The organism is Sediminihaliea albiluteola (assembly GCF_014077625.1).
GTDB classification, from domain to species: domain Bacteria; phylum Pseudomonadota; class Gammaproteobacteria; order Pseudomonadales; family Halieaceae; genus Sediminihaliea; species Sediminihaliea albiluteola.
In genome coordinates this window covers 1208642-1229357 of sequence record NZ_JACFXU010000013.1, presented here as the reverse complement: position 1 = coordinate 1229357, position 20716 = coordinate 1208642, and the positions used below count along the sequence as shown (strand labels likewise).

General features: G+C 53.6%; 19 protein-coding genes. 12 read left to right on the top strand and 7 right to left on the bottom strand.

Annotated elements, in window-relative coordinates:
* Positions 1–9: 9 nt before the first annotated feature.
* Both H2508_RS06500 and H2508_RS06495 read left to right on the top strand, forming a co-directional pair.
* Entirely contained in the window at positions 10–804 is a 795-nt protein-coding gene (locus H2508_RS06500) for a class I SAM-dependent methyltransferase (RefSeq protein ID WP_182170411.1), read from the top strand.
* A gap of 25 nt (positions 805–829) precedes the next feature.
* On the top strand, positions 830–1582 hold the full coding sequence (locus H2508_RS06495) for an SDR family NAD(P)-dependent oxidoreductase (RefSeq protein ID WP_182170408.1): 753 nt from the start codon (positions 830–832) through the stop codon (positions 1580–1582).
* Here H2508_RS06495 and dapE read toward each other — a convergent pair.
* The 3 genes from dapE to H2508_RS06480 are packed head-to-tail and all read right to left on the bottom strand — an operon-like array spanning position 1568 to position 4144.
* Positions 1568–2698 (bottom strand): succinyl-diaminopimelate desuccinylase, encoded by a 1131-nt coding sequence (gene dapE, locus H2508_RS06490; RefSeq protein ID WP_182170405.1) that lies wholly within the window; start codon positions 2696–2698, stop codon positions 1568–1570. The genes H2508_RS06495 and dapE overlap by 15 nt on opposite strands.
* 19 nt (positions 2699–2717) lie before the next feature.
* Positions 2718–3737 (bottom strand): 2,3,4,5-tetrahydropyridine-2,6-dicarboxylate N-succinyltransferase, encoded by a 1020-nt coding sequence (gene dapD, locus H2508_RS06485; protein ID WP_182170402.1) that lies wholly within the window; start codon positions 3735–3737, stop codon positions 2718–2720.
* A 50-nt stretch (positions 3738–3787) separates the two neighbouring features.
* Positions 3788–4144, bottom strand: a complete 357-nt coding sequence (locus H2508_RS06480) for an ArsC family reductase (protein ID WP_182170399.1) — start codon at positions 4142–4144, stop codon at positions 3788–3790.
* Between the two features lie 152 nt (positions 4145–4296).
* Between H2508_RS06480 and H2508_RS06475 the strand changes: the two genes are divergently transcribed.
* A complete protein-coding gene (locus H2508_RS06475) occupies positions 4297–4728 on the top strand; it encodes an MAPEG family protein (RefSeq protein WP_182170396.1) in 432 nt (143 codons plus the stop codon).
* A 108-nt stretch (positions 4729–4836) separates the two neighbouring features.
* Here the strand turns inward: H2508_RS06475 and nth are convergent, their stop codons facing one another.
* Genes nth through map form a run of 4 tightly spaced genes read right to left on the bottom strand, consistent with a single transcriptional unit; the run spans position 4837 to position 10156 of the window.
* Complete coding sequence (nth, locus tag H2508_RS06470; RefSeq protein ID WP_182170393.1) at positions 4837–5493, bottom strand: endonuclease III; 657 nt, start codon at positions 5491–5493, stop codon at positions 4837–4839.
* Entirely contained in the window at positions 5494–6684 is a 1191-nt protein-coding gene (dapC, locus tag H2508_RS06465) for a succinyldiaminopimelate transaminase (RefSeq protein WP_182170391.1), read from the bottom strand.
* A 15-nt stretch (positions 6685–6699) separates the two neighbouring features.
* On the bottom strand, positions 6700–9375 hold the full coding sequence (glnD, locus tag H2508_RS06460; protein WP_182170388.1) for a [protein-PII] uridylyltransferase: 2676 nt from the start codon (positions 9373–9375) through the stop codon (positions 6700–6702).
* A 7-nt stretch (positions 9376–9382) separates the two neighbouring features.
* A complete protein-coding gene (gene map / locus H2508_RS06455; protein ID WP_182170385.1) occupies positions 9383–10156 on the bottom strand; it encodes a type I methionyl aminopeptidase in 774 nt (257 codons plus the stop codon).
* 350 nt (positions 10157–10506) lie between these two features.
* Between map and rpsB the strand changes: the two genes are divergently transcribed.
* The 9 genes from rpsB to bamA all read left to right on the top strand — a co-directional run bounded on the left by rpsB (position 10507) and on the right by bamA (position 20694).
* Complete coding sequence (gene rpsB, locus H2508_RS06450; protein WP_182170382.1) at positions 10507–11244, top strand: 30S ribosomal protein S2; 738 nt, start codon at positions 10507–10509, stop codon at positions 11242–11244.
* 119 nt (positions 11245–11363) lie between these two features.
* The gene (gene tsf / locus H2508_RS06445; protein ID WP_182170378.1) at positions 11364–12221 is read left to right on the top strand and encodes a translation elongation factor Ts; all 858 of its coding nucleotides are present in this window, start codon (positions 11364–11366) and stop codon (positions 12219–12221) included.
* 292 nt (positions 12222–12513) lie between these two features.
* Positions 12514–13251 (top strand): UMP kinase, encoded by a 738-nt coding sequence (gene pyrH / locus H2508_RS06440; RefSeq protein WP_182170375.1) that lies wholly within the window; start codon positions 12514–12516, stop codon positions 13249–13251.
* 15 nt (positions 13252–13266) lie between these two features.
* Positions 13267–13824 carry a ribosome recycling factor gene (gene frr, locus H2508_RS06435; RefSeq protein ID WP_182170372.1) on the top strand — a complete coding sequence of 186 codons (558 nt, stop codon included), beginning with the start codon at positions 13267–13269 and terminating at the stop codon, positions 13822–13824.
* A 63-nt stretch (positions 13825–13887) separates the two neighbouring features.
* Positions 13888–14616, top strand: a complete 729-nt coding sequence (gene uppS, locus H2508_RS06430; protein WP_328799327.1) for a polyprenyl diphosphate synthase — start codon at positions 13888–13890, stop codon at positions 14614–14616.
* Positions 14609–15445 (top strand): phosphatidate cytidylyltransferase, encoded by an 837-nt coding sequence (locus H2508_RS06425; RefSeq protein WP_182170366.1) that lies wholly within the window; start codon positions 14609–14611, stop codon positions 15443–15445. The genes uppS and H2508_RS06425 overlap by 8 nt, the downstream gene beginning before the upstream one ends.
* Before the next feature lie 4 nt (positions 15446–15449).
* On the top strand, positions 15450–16670 hold the full coding sequence (gene ispC / locus H2508_RS06420; RefSeq protein ID WP_182170363.1) for a 1-deoxy-D-xylulose-5-phosphate reductoisomerase: 1221 nt from the start codon (positions 15450–15452) through the stop codon (positions 16668–16670).
* Entirely contained in the window at positions 16670–18025 is a 1356-nt protein-coding gene (gene rseP / locus H2508_RS06415) for an RIP metalloprotease RseP (protein ID WP_182170360.1), read from the top strand. The genes ispC and rseP overlap by 1 nt, the downstream gene beginning before the upstream one ends.
* A gap of 74 nt (positions 18026–18099) precedes the next feature.
* The gene (gene bamA, locus H2508_RS06410) at positions 18100–20694 is read left to right on the top strand and encodes an outer membrane protein assembly factor BamA (protein WP_220463653.1); all 2595 of its coding nucleotides are present in this window, start codon (positions 18100–18102) and stop codon (positions 20692–20694) included.
* Positions 20695–20716: the final 22 nt, after the last annotated feature.

Here is a 20716-nt window from a genome sequence, read left to right as displayed (position 1 = left end):
TTTTTGTAGATGACTGCCACCGCCATTGCACTGCTTGCTAGTGCCGCTACCGACCGCAAACTGGCGCTAGAAATGGCCCGGCATCTAGGGCTCGAATTACTCACCACAACTGACATCGCGGCTGTAAACAGTGATCTTAAGGCGCTGGTAGTGATGGACGGCAAGCGGCTGTCACTGCAAGAGCTAGGAGCTAAAGCGCCCGGGCCGGTGGCGGTTGATTTTGGCGCTGCCGGTATGCGACACCGGCGTAAGGGCGGCCAGAATGAACTGCTCGGCAAGGCTGTGGGTGTGCTGCGCAAACCGGGTTTGACGGTCTTAGATGCGACAGCCGGCTTGGGGCGAGATAGTTTTGTACTCGCTGACTTGGGTTGTCAGGTGAGGCTTTGCGAACGAGAGCTGCTCATTGCCGCGCTCTTGGAGTCCGGCCTGAACCGTGCTGCAGGTGGCGATAGTTGGTTGCGCGATGTGACCCAGCGCATGCGCTTGCATATAGGAGATGCCAGGCAACTCACAGCGGCACAGCTGCAGACTTGCGATGTGATTTATTTAGACCCCATGTTTCCTCAGCGAGGTAAAAGCGCCGCTGTTAAAAAGGATATGGCGCTTTTTCAGCGTTTATTAGCTCCTGTTGGCAATGAGGAAGACAGCGAACGTTTGTTGCAATGGGCGCTAAGCCAAGATGTAGCAAGGGTCGTGGTCAAACGACCTTTAAAGGCCGCCTACCTCGCAGACCGGCGCCCCTCGCACTCAATTAGCGGCAAAGCAGTGCGCTTTGATGTGCATGTTTTAAGAGCATTGAATTAAATATCATTTCGAAGGAGACAATTGCATGTCAAAAACCATTGCTTTGGTTACCGGCGCCTCATCGGGCTTGGGGGAGCAGTTTTGCCGCGCACTCGCGGGACGCTGTGATCGCATTATTGCTGTGGCACGGCGTGCCGAGCGCTTGACTGCCTTGGCAGAAGAGCTGTCTGCAGAAGTCGAGTTAGTGCCGGTGGTTGCCGACTTGGCGACGCTTGAAGGTGTCGCCAGAACAGTGGAGGCCCTGCGTCAAAAAGGGCCGGTGACGATACTTATTAACAATGCCGGCTTCAGTACTTTTGGTGCTTTTGCAGAATCCAATATCGAGCAGGAGCATAAGATGATGCGGGTTCACATGGATGCAGCGGTGAGCCTGTGTCGTGCAGCCTTGCCTTTTATGCGCGAGCAGCAGCGCGGTTATGTGATTAACGTGTCCTCGGTCGGCTCATTTCTGCCCTTGAAATTAAGCGCGGTCTACGGTGCTTGCAAGGCCTTCCTCAATAGCTTTTCGATCTCATTGCAGGAAGAAGAAGCTGCCAATGGTATTCGTGTCCAGTGCCTTTGCCCTGGGCTGACCCGCACCGAAATTCACGATACAGAAAGTTTTGCCGGTTTTGATAAGAGTCTTATGCCCGAGGAGATGTGGATGGAACCGGCCGATGTGGTCGATGCCAGTTTAGCTGCGCTGGACTCCGAGCAGGTGTTTCTGGTGCCGGGCGCCATCAATCAATCCTTGGTACGCCAGGGGCTCGAAGGGCAACTGCAGTCAATCGCAGAGTAAGCGGAGCAAAATACCTTTATACATTGCCGCTAGCCGCGGCAGGTCAGCAGCCAGTACATTCTCATTGAGTTGGTGGATACTGGCGTTGATCGGTCCTAGCTCAAGTACTTGGGCGCCGGTGGGCGCGATAAAGCGGCCATCGGAGGTGCCCCCAGCAGTGGATAGCTCGGTGTCGATTCCGGCCACGGCGCGAATACTGTCCACCGCAGCGTCAACTAACTCGCCACTGGGGGTGAGAAAAGCCTGTCCACTGAGGTTCCACTCCAGTTCATAGTCCAGGTCGTGTGCATCAAGGATAGCTTGGGTGCGGCCTCGTAGATCAGCGTCGCTCACTTCGGTGGAGAAACGGAAGTTGAACAGTAAATGTAACTCTCCCGGAATCACATTGGTGGCTCCTGTGCCAGCGTTGATATTAGAGATTTGCATGGTAGTGGGAGGGAAGGACTCGTTACCTCTATCCCAAACCTCGTCAGTCAGTGCCTGCAATGCGGGCAAGGCGCGGTGGATGGGGTTATCAGCCAAGTGCGGATAGGCGATATGTCCCTGCACTCCCTTGATGGTCAGCTTGGCCCCCAAGGAGCCGCGGCGCCCGTTTTTTACTACATCGCCAAGCTGCGCTGTACTAGAGGGCTCTCCTATCAGGCACCAGTCAATGCTTTTGCCCTGCTGTGCCAGGGCTTCCATAACTTTCACCGTACCGTTGACTGCCGGGCCCTCCTCATCTGAAGTGATCAAAAAGCCGATTCGGCCTTTGTGATCGGGGTGCTCGGCGACAAACTCTTCGCAGGCAATAATCATGGCAGCAAGACTGCCTTTCATATCGGCAGCTCCGCGGCCGTATAACACACCATCGCGCAAGGTGGGTTCAAAAGGCGGCGTTTGCCACTGTGTTAGCGGCCCCGTGGGTACCACATCAGTATGGCCGGCAAAGACCAAAATTGGGCCACTGTCACCGCGTTCAGCCCAGAGGTTGTCAACCTCAGCAAAGGGCATTGCTTGGCATTCAAAGCCGATAGCCGAGAGCCGCTCGGCAATTAATGCTTGGCAGCCAGCATCATCGGGAGTGATTGATTGACGGGAGATTAGCTCGCAACATAGGGCCAGCGTTTTTTCCATGGGCAGAGCTCCGGTCGAATCAGTTGTGGGCATGTAGTTCGCTATTTAATTCCACTGCCGAGTGATTACTAAGGCATTCTACGGCGCCGCTGATGGAGTTGCGGCGAAACAGTAAATCGGCTTTATTCGCCAGCTCGCGAGCGCTGACAACCTCCAGGACTTGGCCTTGGCTATCAAGCACGCTGACTTTTGTGCCGGCGGTCACAAACAGGCCGGCTTCCACAGTGCAGCGATCTCCAAGGGGGATGCCAATGCCGGCATTGGCGCCGATCAGACATTCCCTGCCGACCGAGATAACAATATTGCCACCGCCGGACAGGGTGCCGATAGTGGAGCAGCCACCGCCTAAGTCTGAGCCGCTACCGACACGCACGCCGGCGGAAATGCGCCCTTCGATCATGCCTGGCCCGTCGGTGCCGGCGTTAAAGTTGACAAAGCCTTCGTGCATGACAGTGGTGCCTTCACCTAAATAAGCACCCAGGCGTACGCGTGCAGTGTGCGCGATTCTTACTCCGGCGGGCACGACGTAATTAGTCATTTTGGGCAGCTTATCGACGCTGCTGACTTCCAGCGTGTCGCCGCGCAGTCGCGCCGCTAACTGGCGCTCGGGCAATTCATCGATGGCGATAGCGCCCTCACTGGTCCATGCGACATTGGGTAAAACGGCAAACAGGCCATCCAGTACGCTGCCATGGGGTGTGACTAAGCGATGTGATAGCAGGTGCAACTTAAGATAAGCCTCTGGGACCGTCTTTGGGGCGCTGTCCTCGCGCAGCAAGACCGCTACTACAGGCGCTTCACTGTCGAGCAATGCCGCGACTAAGACCGCTTCAGAGGCCTCGCCTGCTGCTTCGAGTGTCTGGTGCAGGGCCGATAGTTTGTTGCGGTTAAGGCTGCTTTGGTTATCGCAATTGCCCAGTGCTTGTTGCAGAGCTCGAGAGGGGCTTAGCAACGGCTGTGGGAAGTAGACTTCAAGCCATTCGCCCCGGTTGTTTTGAGTACCAATGCCGATCCCGTAAGCGAAAGCGCTTTGTGTCATGGTCTTACCTTTTGCCGTGCTTGATTGGTGGGCCGCCGGCCAGCCGCTCGCTAAAGCGTATGCTGACTGAAGAGTTGTTGGTAGCGCTCCGCTGAAAAGCCACAGCTGCGCGCTTTACCGGTATCTAGTAGCGGGCGCTTAATCAGCGTGGGTTGTTGCATAATCGCGCTCAGCGCTTTGTTTTGGTCCATGCTGTCGCGGGTAGCTTGATCAAGAGCCTTCCAGCTGCTGCTGCGCTTGTTAAGCAGCGTTTCCCAGCCTAGCTCATCGAGCCAGGCCGCTACTTGCGCTTGCTCTAAGCCATCTTCTCTGAAGTCATGGAAGCGGAATTCAATGCCCTTGTCGTCTAGCCAGCGACGTGCCTTTTTTACGCTGTCGCAGTTTTTGATGCCGTAGAGAGTAAGCACTTCGTAGTCCTGTCATGCGTGGAAAGTTTGTAGACGCTCAGCATAGCAAGAAGACGGTTTTAATTACAGCGAGGCTGAGTTTGCCTTATGCTAGGCTGGCTTGATCAGCTGGAGTGCTGATGACTAACAATGGATAAAAAAGGTGATAAAAAATGACTTTTTCTGCTCAAGGTTTGGCTCTGCCCTTGTTGGCAATGATGCTGCTAACGTTTTTGGTCTGGCTAGTGATGTTTGTGCGGCGCATCGCATATATGAGTTCGAGCAATGTTGATTCCGAGCAATTGCTCACACCGGCGGATGTTGAGCGCATATTGCCTGCTCAGATACAGGCCCCAGCTAATAACTTGCGTAACTTGGTTGAGTTGCCCGTTATTTTTTATACGATCTCGATCTATTTGATGATGTTTGCTCAGGTCGATGGCTTTTACGTGGGCTGTGCTTGGGTGTTTGTCGTGTTTCGTTACTTACACAGTTTCGTGCACTGTACTTACAACCGCGTGATGCACCGCTTCTTAGTCTACCTGATTGCCTCGCTGGCTCTCTGGGTCATGGTGTTGCGGGCGGTGTTTTACGCACTGTTTTAAGCAGCTGCTCAATCCGGGCATAAATCGATTGATGCCTAGCCTGCACTCACTGAGCAGATGCTTATGCCGCTGCAGCTAGTTGGGCAGCGGCCCTCGCTGGCAATAAACTTATGGCTTGTGCGTTTTTTTAGGGTGCTTGCGGTTGGGGTAGCAGGTGCGACAGATTTCACACACACGGCCATCGCAGCCTCTGGCACTGCAAAACTCCCGGCCATAAAAAATAATTTGCAGGTGGAGTCGGTTCCAGTTTTCCTTGGGGAACAGGCGTTTTAGGTCGCGCTCGGTTTGTAGCACACTGCGGCCGTTGCTCAGGCCCCAGCGCTGAGCTAAGCGATGAATATGCGTGTCCACAGGAAAGGCCGGTACGCCAAAGGCCTGGGCCATAACCACCGAGGCGGTTTTGTGGCCGACACCCGGTAAGCGCTCGAGTGCTTCCATATCAGCCGGTACTTGGCCCTGGTGCTCCTCCAATAGTATTTCACTGAGTTTCTTGATTGCCTTGGATTTTTGCGGAGACAAACCGCAAGGCCGGATAATGCTGCGAATTTCTTCGACATCAAGCGCGGCCATATCCTTGGGGTTGTCAGCTCGAGCAAATAGCGCAGGAGTCACCTGGTTGACTCGTTCATCCGTGCATTGGGCGCTGAGCAATACCGCGATCAACAGGGTGTAGGGATCGCTGTGATCTAGCGGAATTGGAGTTTCTGGGTACAGTTCTTGTAAGCGCCGCTGTATAAATTCAACGCGCTCGGCTTTTTTCAACATTTATAAATTCCTAACACAATCGACTATGCGTTGAGCAGCTTCGACACAGTCGGCCTGCTCCGCTACTAGGGCCATGCGTATGCGTCCTTGGCCGGGGTTGCCTTGCGGAGTATCTCTGGCGAGATAGCGCCCGGGGAGCACGGTCACATTATAATCCGCCAATAAAGCACGGGCGAAATCAGTATCTGCTATAGGTGTTGCCGGCCACAGGTAAAAGCCTGCGTCAGGTAGCTGTGTGGGTAGTGCCGGGTTAAGGATCTCCCGTACGGCACGAAACTTTTCTCGGTAGCGACGCCGGTTCTCGGCCACATGTTGTTCGTCACTCCAAGCGGCGATGCTAGCCATTTGGTGATGTACTGGCATAGCGCAGCCATGATAGGTGCGGTAGCGTAAAAACTGGCTTAAGACATCGGCGTCTCCGGCCACAAAGCCCGAACGTAAGCCTGGTAAATTGGAGCGCTTCGATAGACTGTGGAATACCACGCAGCGCTCAAAGCTGTCGTTTCCGAGTGCCGCACAGGCTTGTAATAGGCCCGGTGGTGCATCGTCTTCATCAAAATAAATTTCCGAGTAACACTCGTCACTCGCAATCACAAAATCGTATTGCTGAGCTAGCTGGATCAGCTCTTGCAGTGTGTCCAGTGGCAGCACTGCGCCACTGGGGTTACCGGGGCTGCAGATGTATAGCAGCTGACAGTCTTGCCACTGCTGTGGGCTGACACTATCGAAATCGGGTAAGAAACGGTTTTCTTCACTGCAATTGATAAATTGTGGGCTAGCACCGGCCAGCAGGGCGGCACCTTCATAGATTTGATAAAAGGGATTGGGGCACAGTACGCTGGCATTTTGTTCTGCTGAAATGAGCGCCTGAGCAAAGGAAAATAAGGCTTCACGGGTGCCGTTGACTGGCAGTATCTGTGTATTTGGGTTGATGGCATTTAAGTCAAAACGGCGGCTCAACCACTTCGCGATGCTCTCTCTTAAGGCTTCACTGCCTCGTGTGCTGGGGTACTTGGAGAGGCTGCTCAAGTGACTGGCTAAAGTATCGAGTACGAATTGTGGTGCAGGGTGCTTGGGCTCACCGATGGATAGCGCAATGGGGCTGTGCGCCGAACTGGGCTCTATGTCGGCAAACAGCTCGCCTAGTTTTTCAAAGGGATAGGGGTGGAGCAGCTTAAGCTGTGGGTTCATAGTATCGGGGCCTGTTTAAATCTGCTTGTCGAGGCGGTCGCAGATAGCTTGTTGAATGGCGTCGCAGTGCGCGGGATCAGTGATAGGTTGGGCCTTGAGGTCGGTGATAAAAAAGACGTCTTCCACCCGCTCACCCAAGGTTTGAATTTTCGCTGCCTGTAACAAAACTTCCTGCTCCACAAACACTTGGCCGATCCGTGCCAGCAGGCCGGGGCGGTCGGGGGAGGCCACTTCCAGGACGCTGACCTGCTTGATTTCGTCAATAGACATGCGGGTCTCTGTGGGGGTGGGGAAGGACTTCATTTGTCGCGGGGTCAGGCGCTGCATAAATACTGGCTGATCAATGTTTTGACCCAGTGCTTCGGTGAGGTGTGTTTTGATCTGTCTCAACCTAGCGCCATCTTCAGCGATTGAGTTGCCATTTGAATCCAGGACAAAAAAAGTGTCCAGGGTCATATTGTCACTAGCGCTGTAAATTCTGGCATCGTGCACACTGAGGTCGAGCTGCTCTAGCTCGGCACAGACGCGAGAAAATAGGTGGGCGTGACTGCGCGCGTGAATAAAAATTTGCGTGGCGTTGGCGACGCTGGAGTCAGAAGAGTTGCGCACTAGTACCAGCGGCTGCGTTTTGTCATAGTGTCCGGCGATGGCTTCAGTGTGCCAGACAATATCTTCGGGCTGCTCGCGCAAAAAGTAATCTTCGCCGCGTTCGCGCCACAGCTCTTCCAGTTCTTGCACCGTGAAGCCGCGACACTCAAGTAAATCGATAGCGTTTTGTCGGGTGTTATTGATCCAAGCCTGTTTGTCGATGGGGTTTTCCAAGCCGCGCCGCAGGGCTCGTTTGGTTTCGGTGTACAGCTGACGCAGAAGGCTAGCGCGCCAGGCATTCCACAGGGTGGGATTGGTGCCATTGATATCAGCTACGGTCAGCGCTAACAGATAGTCTAGACGGTCTTCATCGCCCACGTGCTGGGCAAATTGCTGAATGACTTCAGGGTCAGAGATGTCTTTGCGCTGTGATACTGCCGACATGGTTAAGTGATTGCGCACCAGCCATACCACTAGCTCTGTGTCGCGCTGCAGCAGGCCGTGTTGTTGGCAAAAGCGCTCGGCGTCGACCGCGCCCAGCTCTGAATGATCGCCACCTCGACCTTTGCCGATATCGTGATAGAGGCCGGCGATATAAAGCAATTCGATTTGCGGTAGGCGTCGTGTAACCCGGCTAGAGATTGGGAAGCGCTCTTCAAATTCAGGTCTCAGAAAGCGCCGCATGTTTTGGATCACTTGCAAAGTGTGGGCATCCACGGTGTAGCTGTGGAATAGGTCGTGCTGCATTTGCCCAACAATGCGGCCAAACTCTGGTAAATAGTTGCCTAGGATGCCATAGCGAGTCATTCGCCGTAGCTGACGAGTTACTTTGTAGGGCGCTTTTAAAATATCTAGGAATAGTTTGTGGTTGCGTGGATCGGCGCGGAAGTGGTCATCAATCAGATGGCGGTTGTCGCGCAGTAAGCGAATGGTCGGAGCTCCCACGCCGATAATGTCTTGGTCGCTAGCGCAGAGTAAAAAGACCTCTAACAGCGCCGAGGGGTAATGCTGGAACAGCATCTCGTCTTGTACTTCGAGATAGCCATTGCGGCTGACAAAGCGATCGTTGATTTGGCGCAGCTCATCCTTGCCGGTAGCGTGCAAAATAGCCTGATCAAAATTCTGCACGAGCACTTCGTTAAGTTGCCCTAGGGAAATTGCCGAGCGGTAATAGAGTTGCATGAACTGCTCGACGGCAAGCTTGTCCCCGTCTTCAAAGCCCCACATTTTGGCCAGTTCACGCTGGTGGTCAAACAGTAAACGGTTTTCTTCGCGGCCGGTAATTATGTGGAGGGCATAGCGCACCCGCCACATAAACTCACGACCGCTATCGAGAATGCGGCGTTCATCGGGTGTGAGAAAGTCATTGCTGGGCAAGTCGTCCAGTGTTTTGACGCCAAAATGACGCATCGCAATCCAGCCGATGATCTGCAGGTCGCGCAGGCCTCCCGGAGAGCTTTTTACGTTCGGCTCTAAATTGTATTCAGTGTCTGCGTATTTGTTGTGGCGCGCTTGTTGCTCGGCCAGTTTGGCACGAAAAAACTCACCGCTGGGCCACATCTGCTCTGGGGCAGTGGCTTCGTGAACGGCCTGCATCAGTGCCGCGTCGCCGCGAATGACCCGCGCTTCCATCAGGTTGGTAAGAATGATGATGTCGCGGGCTGCTCTTCGGCGGCACTCGTTCACTGTGCGTACACTGTGGCCTATCGTCAGGCCGGTATCCCACAGCAGGGTGAGAAAAATCTCAATGTGCCGGTGGCTGTTCTCATCATCGGCTTCGTGGCCGGTGATGATCAGAATGTCGATATCAGAATGGGGGTGCAACTCGCCCCGGCCATAGCCACCGACAGCCACTAAGGCAATGTCAGTTGACGGCCATTGCTGGCTGTCCCAGAGGATGCCCAGCATAGAGTCCATAAAGGCAGCGCGCAGTCGAATCAGTGGGCCAGCTTCAACACCGGCATAAAACTGTTCTTCAAAATATGCGGCGGCGCGGTTGAGCGCCGCTTTGGCATGCTTGGCAGGACTGCCCGACGCCAGTGCCTTAGTGAACACCGCCGGGTCAAACACGGCCTGTGGTAGCGTGTGGTCGGCGGGGTTCATGTGTACCTCAGAAGGTTTCGTTGCTGCGACGGGTGAAAATTTCACAGCCGTCTTCGGTCACTCCAATACTATGTTCCCACTGAGCCGACAGACGGCCATCTTTAGTAGAAACCGTCCAGCCGTCTTTCTTATTGAGTTTGGTGTGGCGACGTCCCGCGTTAATCATCGGTTCGATAGTGATGGTCATGCCCGGTTCTAGTATGAGTCCGGTACCTTTTTTACCGTAGTGCAGCACCTGAGGGTCTTCGTGAAAGCCCTGGCCAATCCCGTGGCCACAGTACTCTCGGACCACTGAATAATAGTTTTTCTCAGCATGCTGCTGAATGATGGCTCCGATGTCACCTAGCCGCGTACCGGGGCGCACAATATCCAGGGCCTTATAAAGGCACTCTTGGGCTACGCGCACCAAGCGTTTAGCGTGGTCTGGGGCGTCGCCGACCAGCACCATGATACTGGTATCGCCGTGGTAGCCGTCCTTGATCACGGTGACGTCAATATTGATGATATCGCCGTCTTTGAGCTTTTTGGTATCCGAGGGGATGCCGTGACAGATCACCTCGTTTACCGAGGTGCAGATCGACTTGGGGAAGCCGTGGTAATTGAGACAGGCAGGGATCACCCCCTGTACTTCTGTCATATACTCGTGGCAGATGCGATCGATTTCACCGGTGGTCATGCCAGGTTCGACCAGCGGCTCGATCATTTCGAGCACTTCGGCAGCCAGTCGGCCTGCTGCTCGCATTTTTTCAAATTCTTCAGCTGTCTTAATTAATACCGCCATACTGTCCTGTGAGCACCTAAACTGGTTAATAGAGTGGGGTGTTACTTGGCTTCAGATGGATATTGCTCAATCTGGAGCTAGATAATGGTGGCTATTCTACCGCAAGCATGGCTCAAAAGCCTGCCCTGGGCCGAAGACTGAGAAAAGTGCTTGCTGAGAGTTCTGCTTTAATCAGGTGGGCTTATGTGGTATAAAGCGCGGCTTCCTGACAAAACCTTACGACTAAGGTTCGGCTTCAGTTGGGAGGAAACCCTAATGACACACACATATCGCAACCTGGTCCAGGGTGCCGGCACGCCGGTTTGGAGCATGGGATATGTGGAGGATTAACCCAATACAAGGTATTTAATATGTCGCAAGTAAGCATGCGTGACCTGCTTCAAGCAGGTGCACACTTTGGTCACCAGACCCGTTACTGGAACCCCAAGATGGGCAAGTACATCTTTGGTGCCCGTAATAAAATCCACATTATTAACCTCGAGCACACCGTGCCGGCGTTTGAAGACGCTTTGACCATGGTGAAAAAGCTGGCTGCTTCCAAAAATAAGATTTTGTTTGTTGGTACTAAGCGTGCCGCTGGCAAGATCATTAAGGAGCAGGCGGAGCGAGCTGGCATGCCTTACGTCAGCCATCGCTGGTTGGGTGGTATGCTGACCAACTACAAAACAATCCGTGCCTCGATCAAGCGTCTGCGTGAGCTCGAAGCCCAGCAAAGTGACGGTACTTTTGATCACTTGACCAAGAAAGAGGCGCTGATGCGTACTCGCGATATGGAAAAGCTGGAGCGTAGTATCGGCGGTATCAAGGATATGGGCGGACTGCCTGATGCGCTGTTCGTTATCGACGTTGATCACGAGCGCATTGCCATCACCGAAGCGAACAAGCTGGGCATCCCCGTGATCGGCGTGGTGGACACCAACTCTAACCCAGACGGTGTGGACTACGTGATCCCCGGTAACGATGACGCCATTCGCGCTATCAAGTTGTATGTGACAGCAGTGGCTGATGCCTGCCTAGCTGGCCGTGCTGAATCCGGCGAAGCTGTCGTCAATAAAGACGAGTTTGTCGAAGAAGCCGCAGCCGAGTAAGAACACTCACCCGGTGACAGGCTTGTGACTGGGTTTGGCAATAATCCCCGGCGGTGCTATTCGCTGCTGGGGAATTCCGTATTAAAAATTTTCCCCTATGGGACTAGCAGGAGGACAGTATGTCTGCAGTACTGGTCAAAGAACTTCGTGAGCGCACCGGACTGGGTTTGTTGGAGTGTAAAAAGGCTCTGGCAGCTGCCGGTGGCGATATAGATCAGGCAATTGAAGATCTGCGTAAATCAAGCGGCATGAAGGCTGCTAAGAAAGCCGGTCGTACCGCAGCTGACGGTGTTGTTGCAACACGTCTTGCCGAAGATGGCAGCTACGGCGTTGTGTTAGAAGTAAATAGCGAAACTGACTTTGTTGCTCGTGACGCTGGCTTTTTGGCCTTTGTTGATAAGGTCTTAGGCGCAGCATTCGAAAATAAGCAGTCCGACGTGGCTGCCTTGATGGCTGGCGAACTAGAAGCTGATCGCGAAGCACTGGTACAGAAAATTGGCGAAAACATCACTGTGCGTCGCGCTCAGATTGTTACAGCTGACGCCGGTGTAGTGGGTGCTTATGTGCACGGCAATAACCGCATCGCAGTATTGGTTGAGCTCAAAGGCGGCGACCAGGATCTGGCTAAAGATGTTGCAATGCACGTTGCTGCGGTTAACCCACAGGTGGTATCACCAGCCGACATGCCAGAAGAGGTGATTGCCAAAGAAAAGGAAATCTACAGTGCGCAGGCTCAAGAGTCTGGTAAGCCAGCAGAGATTATCGAGAAGATGATTGACGGTCGCGTGAAGAAGTTCCTGTCTGAAAACAGCCTGACCGAGCAAGCTTTTGTTAAAGACCCTGACACCACAGTTGGTAAGTTGGTGTCTGCTGCCGGTGCTGAGGTAGTGTCTTTTGCTCGCTTTGAAGTGGGTGAAGGCATTGAAGTTGAGAAAGTCGACTTTGCAGATGAAGTGGCTGCTCAGCTGAAAGGCTAAGTACTGCGAGTGATATCACTTAACGGGACCTCAAGGGGTCCCGTTTTTTTTGTCTAAAGTTTCTTGCTGTGCCTAATATTGTGGACTGGCTAGAAAATAACAGCAGGCGCTGCTAGCTCAATGTTTTTGCTGCAGAGAATAGTCACTGCTTGCTGGGCCCTGATCTTCGGTGGAGTGCTTGACCGGGCCCCGGGGCCCTATTCGGGCCGAGAGTGGCTAGCTATGACTAAAATGCACTGGGGTGTTAGGAAGATGTCCTGTAATATACGCCCCCAGCTTAGGAGACTAAATCATGCCGCAAAACACAGCTGAAAAAAAATATAAGCGCATCTTACTGAAACTCAGTGGAGAGGCGCTGACAGGGTCCGAAAAATTCGGCATCGACCCCAAAGTACTCGACCGCATGGCGCTGGAAGTGGGCCAGCTAGTTGGTATTGGTGTTCAGGTTGGTCTGGTCGTGGGCGGGGGTAACCTGTTCCGCGGCGCTGCTCTACAGAAAGCCGGTCTAGATCGAGTCACTGGCGATCATATGGGCATGTTGGCGACAGTGATGAATGCACTGGCTCTGCGCGATGCCCTGGAGCGCTCCAATATAGCCACTCAGGTTATGTCATCCATTCCCATGAGCGGAGTGGTCGACCACTATGATCGGCGTAAAGCGATACGGGCCTTAAGTAATGGCGATGTAGTGATATTCAGTGCCGGCACTGGCAACCCCTTCTTTACCACTGACTCATCCGCCTGTTTACGCGGTATTGAGGTGGGCGCAGAGTTGGTGCTAAAAGCGACCAAGGTTGACGGCGTTTATTCGGCAGATCCCTTTAAGCATCCTGAGGCGCAGAAATATGAGCGACTCAGTTACGATGAGGTGTTGGACAAAAAGCTGGAAGTGATGGATTTGACCGCTATTTGCTTGTGTCGCGATCACAATATGCCAGTACGGGTTTTTGAAATGGAAAAACCAGGTGCCTTACTTAACATTGTTCGAGGCGGCCAGGATGGCACCTTGATCGAGCAGGCGTCTGAGTAAAAGGAGAGAAGAGACGTGATTAACGATATCAAATCGGATGCATCTGGCCGCATGGAGAAAACTCTTGAGGCACTGACGCACAACTTCAACAAAATCCGCACCGGCCGGGCTCACCCTAGCCTATTGGACGGTATTCGAGTGAATTATTACGGTGCTGATACGCCCTTAAACCAGATGGCGAATATAAACGTTGAAGATGCTCGGACTCTGTCGCTGGTTCCTTTCGACAAAACGATGGTGCCTGAAATTGAGCGTGCCATCATGAAGTCTGACTTAGGGCTCAACCCCGCTACTGCAGGTGAGGTAATTCGCATCCCGATGCCGATGCTGACTGAAGAAACCCGCAAAGGCTATATCAAGCAGGCTCGCTCAGAGGCAGAGGCAGCAAGGGTATCAGTACGAAATGCACGTCGTGACGCCATGGCGCTGCTGAAAGATCTGGTCAAAGATAAAGAGATTAGTGAAGACGAAGAGCGTCGCGGCCAAGATACCATCCAAAAACTCACCGACAGCTTTGTGGCGCGAGTAGATGAAATGCTCAGCGTCAAAGAAGCGGACTTGATGGAAATCTAAGTCATCGAGCTGAGATCAACAACTGGGGGCGCTGCTTCGCAGGGTAGTGATTTTGTCGCGGCAGTGCCGCGGCATGTTGCTATTATCATGGACGGCAACAATCGCTGGGCCAAGCTGAAGGGCCTGTCTGGTCCGGCAGGTCATCGTGCTGGCGTGGAGGCGGTGCGTGGTGTGTTGCGTGCCTGTCGAGATCAGGGCGTAGAAGTTCTGACTCTCTTTGCCTTTTCCAGTGAAAATTGGGGACGGCCTCGGCGCGAGGTTCGAGCCTTGTTAGCCTTGTTGTTGATTTACTTGCGCAATGAGGTGCGTCAGCTGCATAAGGATGGCGTTCGACTGCGCTTTATCGGGCAGAGGGAGCGCTTCAGTGAACGTTTGCAGCGCCGCATGTTGCAGGCGGAGCAGCTGACTGAGGCGAATCAGGCCGCTACATTAGTCATTGCTGTTGATTATGGTGGCCAATGGGATATCGCTCAGGCGGCCCGCTCGCTGGCTATGGAGGTGCAGGCAGGACGCTTGCAGCCCGAAGCTATTACTCCTGAGGTGATGGCACCCTATCTCTCCGCTAGCGATCTGCCGCCACCTGATCTGTGCATACGCACGGGCGGTGATGCACGCATTAGTAATTTCATGTTGTGGCAATTTGCCTACAGCGAGTTCTATTTCACCCCGATCTTGTGGCCTGATTTCGGCGAGCTGGAGTTTGTTCGAGCGCTGGCCGATTATGGCCGTCGTGAGCGGCGCTTTGGTCTGCGCGTAGCTGATAAAATAAAAATTGGGAACTCCGATGCTTAAGCAGCGTATATTCACTGCCCTGGCGATGGCCGCTTTGTTTCTCTCTGCCGTGGCTTTTTTGCCCCTACTCGGGCTGGCCATAGCTTTTGCCCTGGTGGTTGCCTTAGGCTCCTGGGAGTGGGCGCTGATGGCTGGCTGGCGTCATCTGATAGCGCGGCTACTCTACGTGTTATCGATAGTTGCGGCGATGTTGGCCTTGTATTTGTACTGCGATCTGGGTGATAGACCACTGCGGGAGCAGGTACAACCGATCTTAGGTTTAGCGTGTTTGTGGTGGTCTTTTGCCCTGTTGTGGGTGAAGAGCTACCCCACTAGTGCGGTATTTTGGGGTAGCGTGCTCGCTCGCAGTGTCATGGGCTTCCTTATTATGGTCTTGGCTTGGGTGGCGGCAGTGTATTTGTTGAGCTTCCCCCGGGGTGGCTTGCTCATGGTCTGCATGATCCTGATTGTGGCCACGGCCGATATTGGGGCCTATTTTTCGGGTAAGCGCTTTGGCCGTCACAAGCTCGCCGAAGATGTGAGCCCAGCTAAGACCTGGGAGGGTTTTTGGGGCGGCATGCTTGCTGTGCTACTGCTGGCCTTGCTGTTTTGGTCCTTATTGCCGCCGCAGATGGCCCACGTGAGCTTAGCGGCTGTCGTGGCAGTGACCCTGGCCACGGCATTGGCTTCGGTGGTTGGCGATTTGACCGTCAGTATGGTGAAGCGACATAGCAAAGTGAAAGATAGTGGTTCGCTGCTACCAGGACACGGTGGCATTCTCGATCGACTCGACAGTATTTGCGCTGCGGCGCCGGTATTTGTTCTCGGTTTACTCTTGGCCGGCTGGTAACACAATGGCATATCAATCGCAGCAGGCAATCAGCGTTCTGGGCTCTACGGGCTCCATTGGGGTGAGCACCCTAGATGTTATCGCGCGCCACCCAGAGCGCTATCGTGTCTACGCCCTTGCGGCCAATACCTCTGTGGCGAAGATGCTAGAGCAGTGCCTTGCACACCAACCAGTGTACGCGATTATGATGTGTCCTGAGGCCGCCGAAAACTTGCGTTTGGCGATGCCCAAAGAATTGGGCACTCAAGTGTTGCAGGGCGAAGAGGGGCTGCGTCGGGCCGCCACTGACCCCGAGGTCGATGCAGTAATGGCGGCAGTAGTGGGGGCGGCTGGCTTGCCGTCGACGCTGGCTGCAGCCCAGGCCGGCAAGCGGGTACTGCTTGCTAATAAAGAATCACTGGTTATGGCTGGACATCTATTGATGGATGCGGTGCGGACTTCGGCGGCGCTGCTGTTGCCCATTGATAGCGAGCACAACGCAATTTTTCAATGTCTGCCGGTAGATCGCAGCGGTAAAATAGAGCACGGCGGGTTGAGCAAAGTGCTGCTGACCGCTTCCGGTGGGCCTTTTCGCACTTGGACCGCGGCGCAAATGGCCGCAGCGACTCCAGATCAGGCTTGTGCCCATCCCAACTGGGAAATGGGGCGAAAGATTTCGGTAGACTCTGCAACACTGATGAATAAAGGTCTGGAGTTTATTGAAGCTTGCTGGCTGTTTGACCTGTCGCCAGAGCAAATAGAAGTCGTGGTGCACCCGCAAAGTATCGTGCATTCCATGGTGCAGTATTGCGATGGCTCGGTATTGGCGCAGCTGGGCAACCCAGATATGCGTACGCCAATTGCTTATGGCTTAGCTTGGCCGGAGCGTCTTGATTCAGGCGTGCAGCCGCTGGATTTGGTGGCGATTGCACAGCTCGATTTCGAAGCGCCTGATGAGGGGCGTTTTCCTTGCCTGCGTTTGGCTCGCGAAGCTGTTAGCGCCGGGGGGACTGCTATGGCAGTATGCAATGCTGCCAATGAAGTCGCTGTGGCAGCATTTCTAGAGGGACGTATAGGCTTTACTGCTATAGCATCGATCATTGAGCAGACCTTGGGGCGCTCAGCGATCATTGAACCGACTTCACTGGCTGTGGTCGAAACAGCTGACCTAGAAGCAAGGCACACTGCCGAGGTGCTTATTAGCCAAGTCGCGGGACGCCGTTCTGCAGGCTTGGGAGCAAAATAATGGATTTGATTTACACCATTTTAATTACACTGGCGACTTTGGGAATCTTGGTGGCGGTGCACGAGTACGGCCATTTTTGGGTGGCTAGGCGCTGCGGTGTGAAGGTGCTGCGCTTTTCAATCGGCTTTGGCAAGTCGCTCTATAGCTGGCGCGATAAACAGGGTACTGAATACAGCATTGCGGCTATCCCTTTGGGTGGCTATGTGAAGATGCTGGATGAGCGTGAAGCTGAAGTGGCAGCAGAAGATCAGCACCAAGCCTTTAACCGCAAACCGGTGTTACAGCGGATTGCTGTGGTGGCTGCAGGGCCTCTGGCTAATTTCTTGCTGGCGATCCTGGCCTATTGGTGTTTATTCATGGCTGGGGAAACTGGCTATGCACCGCTGGTAGGCAAGGTGGAGGCTGGCTCCATTGCTGAGGTGGCGGGCCTAGAAGTCGGCCAGGAAATTGTCGCAGTGGATGGTAAGCCAACGCCTACTTGGCAGGCCTTGAGTTTTCAATTGCTAGACCGAATAGGCGACTCCGGAACCATTCATTTTACGGTGAAATACCCCGAATCCGACGTGCTCTATGAATCTGAAGCCGTGGTGAACGAATGGCTGTCGGAGCAGGAGCAGCCGGATTTGTTCGGTGGGCTTGGTTTGAGCCTTTATACCCCTGAAATTTTGCCGCAAGTCGGTGAGATTAGCCCGGGCAGTCCAGCTCAGCTGGCGGGACTGGAGAGCGGTGATATGGTGCTTTCAGCAGATGGCATCGCCATGCCGCTATGGCAGGACTGGGTTGAGTATGTCCGCGCCCGCCCTGGCCAAGAAATTACTTTGCAACTGCGCCGTGGTGAGCAAGAATTACAACTTGCTATCGTGCCGGAGCGAGTCGTCTCGGATGAGGGTGAGGCCATTGGGCGAGTAGGTGTTGCTGTGGTGATTCCTGAAATGCCGCCAGAGCTGCTGCGCAGCTTCCCTCGGGGTCCGGTAGAGGCTTTGGTCGCTGGGGTAGACCGGACTGGTGAGTTAGTTGTGTTTACGCTCAGCTCAATCAAGAAGATGATACAGGGCCTGATCTCACCAAAAAACTTGAGTGGCCCCATTACCATTGCTAAAGTGGCCTCCGCTTCCGCTAAGTCGGGGCTGGAGTCGTATATCAGCTTTCTGGCTTTACTCAGTGTCAGTTTGGGGGTTCTCAATCTCTTGCCGATACCGGTATTAGATGGGGGGCATCTGCTGTATTACACAGTGGAGCTGCTGGCGGGGCGGCCCGTACCTGAGAAAATACAGGCTTTTGGGTACCAATTGGGCTTGTTCCTGGTTCTAGGAATCATGGCACTGGCCCTCTATAACGATTTCGCACGCCTGTAGCCGAGTGTGTCGGGAATAAATCAAATCAATCAACATGACTTGCTGGCAGGCCTTATTCGGTGTTTAAAAGTACTTTGATCTCGCGATTACCCTCATGGTTAGTGCTAAGTTTGGCGCTCTTTGCACCCTTAGCTTCCGCCCAATCATTTATTATCAGTGACATTCGAGTGGAAGGGCTGCAGCGCATTTCCGCCGGCAGTGTCTTTGCTGCCATGCCTCTGCAAGTAGGTGACTTAGTCGGTGAAGAGGCGATTCAGGCTGCGGCTCGCAGTTTGTTTGCCAGCGGCAACTTTGACGATATTCGCATTGGCCGCGACGGCAACGTCTTGGTGGTCATCGTCGCCGAGCGGCCGAGCATCAGCGAAATCAAAATTGAAGGTAACAAAGCGATTGAGACCGAGGCGCTGCTCGATGGCCTAAAAGGGGCTGGTTTGGCAGTAGGGCAGGTCTTCCAGCGCTCTACGCTTGAGGGTATGCAGCTAGAGCTGCAACGTCAGTACGTCCAGCAGGGGCGCTACGATGCCAATATTGAAACCGAGGTGCTGCCGGAACCACGTAACCGAGTATCGATTAACATTGATGTAGACGAGGGTACGGTAGCATCGATCAAGCACATCAACATAGTGGGCAATGAGGTCTTTAGTGACGAAGAGCTCAGCGATTTGTTCGCTCTGAAGACTACGGGCTGGTTTTCATTCTTTACTAACAACGATAAGTATTCACGAGAGAAACTGACCGGGGATCTGGAGACGCTGAGTTCATACTACATGGACCGTGGCTATCTGCAGTTCACCATCGATTCCACTCAGGTATCGGTCTCGCCTAACAAAGAAGAAGTCTACATCACTGCCAACGTTAGCGAAGGCAAGAAGTTTACTGTCAGTACGGTCGATTTGTCTGGCGATCTAGTACTGCCTGAATCTGATTTACGTCGCTTTTTACTGATTGCTGAAGGGCAGACCTTCTCGCAGCAGTTGGTCACCGCGACGGAAGAGTATCTCACCCGACGCCTGGGCAACGAAGGCTATAACTTTGCCAAAGTCACTGGTATACCAGAGCTGGATGAAGAAAACTCTACGGTATCAATGAAGTTCTTTGTTGACCCTGGCAAGCGTACGTATGTGCGCCGGGTAAACTTCCAAGGCAACAAGAAAACTGCCGATGATGTACTGCGCCGGGAAATGCGGCAAATGGAAGGTGCGCCGGCCTCTGCCGCGGCTATTGAACAATCGCGCGTGCGTTTAGAGCGCTTGGGTTACTTTAGTCGAGCTACTGTTGAAACACCGGAAGTGCCGGGCCACGATGACCTTATCGATGTTGATTTCAGCGTCGAAGAGCAGTCCTCTGGTAGCATCGGCGCTAGCTTTGGTTACGCACAAGATGCGGGCCTCATTCTGGGTCTTAACCTACAGCAAGATAACTTCCTCGGTACGGGGCGTCGCGTGGGTATCTCCATGAACAGCTCCCGTTATCAGGATTTATATAACTTCAGTTATACCAACCCCTATTACACCGAAGATGGTGTCAGCCGCGGCTTTAATATCTACTATCGCTCAACCGACTTGTCAGAGGTCAACGTGGCGAGCTACACCACTGATACGCTCGGTGCCTCTCTGAACTTTGGTTACCCGATTAGCGAGACCGAGCGTTTAGGCTTTAGTTTTGGCGTATCTAATACCGAGATTACTGCGGGTCGCTTCGCAGTACAGGAAATTAAGGCTAGTCCGCGACTACAAAACGGTATCGACTTTTACTACGACAGCACCTTTGATCAAACCACGCAGAGTTATCTCGATGTTGAGCAGCTGATGCCAATGGATGTGCTGCTGCCAGAGGCCTTGACCATTCCCACAGATAAGGGCTTCCTAGATCTTCACGACAACGAGTATCTCAACTGGACAGTGACCTCTAGCTGGAGTCAGTCGACTTTGAACCGCGGTCGTCTGGCAACACGCGGTGCCGCTCAGTCAGTGGCTCTGGAGCTGTCAGTGCCAGGGTCTGACCTTGAGTTCTATAAGCTGACTTATCGCGGTGAAGTATTCTACCCAATTGCCAATGAGTGGACCCTGCGCTTCCGCACTGAGTTGGGTTATGGCGATGGCTACGGTGACACCAGCCTGCTGCCTTTCTACGAGCACTTCTTCGCTGGTGGTTTTGGTTCAGTGCGGGGCTATGAGAGTAATACCTTGGGGCCGCGCAGTACGCCAGCAGAGCTCTACGAAATTGACCGCCCAGTTACTAAGCTAGACGAAGAAGGCGCCGTTGTAGAGCGTGGCGGCCCTGATGGTAGAGGTTTTGGCTATGTGCGCGATCCTGTGACAGGCAAGTTGCGTTACTCGACAGTGCGCGATGACCCAGATCCCTTCGGTGGTAACGTATTGATTGAAGGTAGTGTGGAACTTCTTTTTCCATTGCCTTTCTTAAAAGATCGCAGCAAATTGCGTTCAGCCTTCTTTGTGGATGCAGGGAACGTGTTTAATACCCGTTGTAGCTCTAAACAGCTCAACTGCTTTGATGTGGATGTCGATGAACTGCGCTACTCAGTAGGTGTGGGTGTCAGCTGGATTACAGGTTTTGGTCCGATGACTTTCAGCCTTGCCAAGCCTCTTAACGCCGGTCCGGATGATGAGGAAGAGGTATTCCAGTTCACCCTTGGCCGTGGCTTCTAATTTTTTTGTAACCCAGTAATGG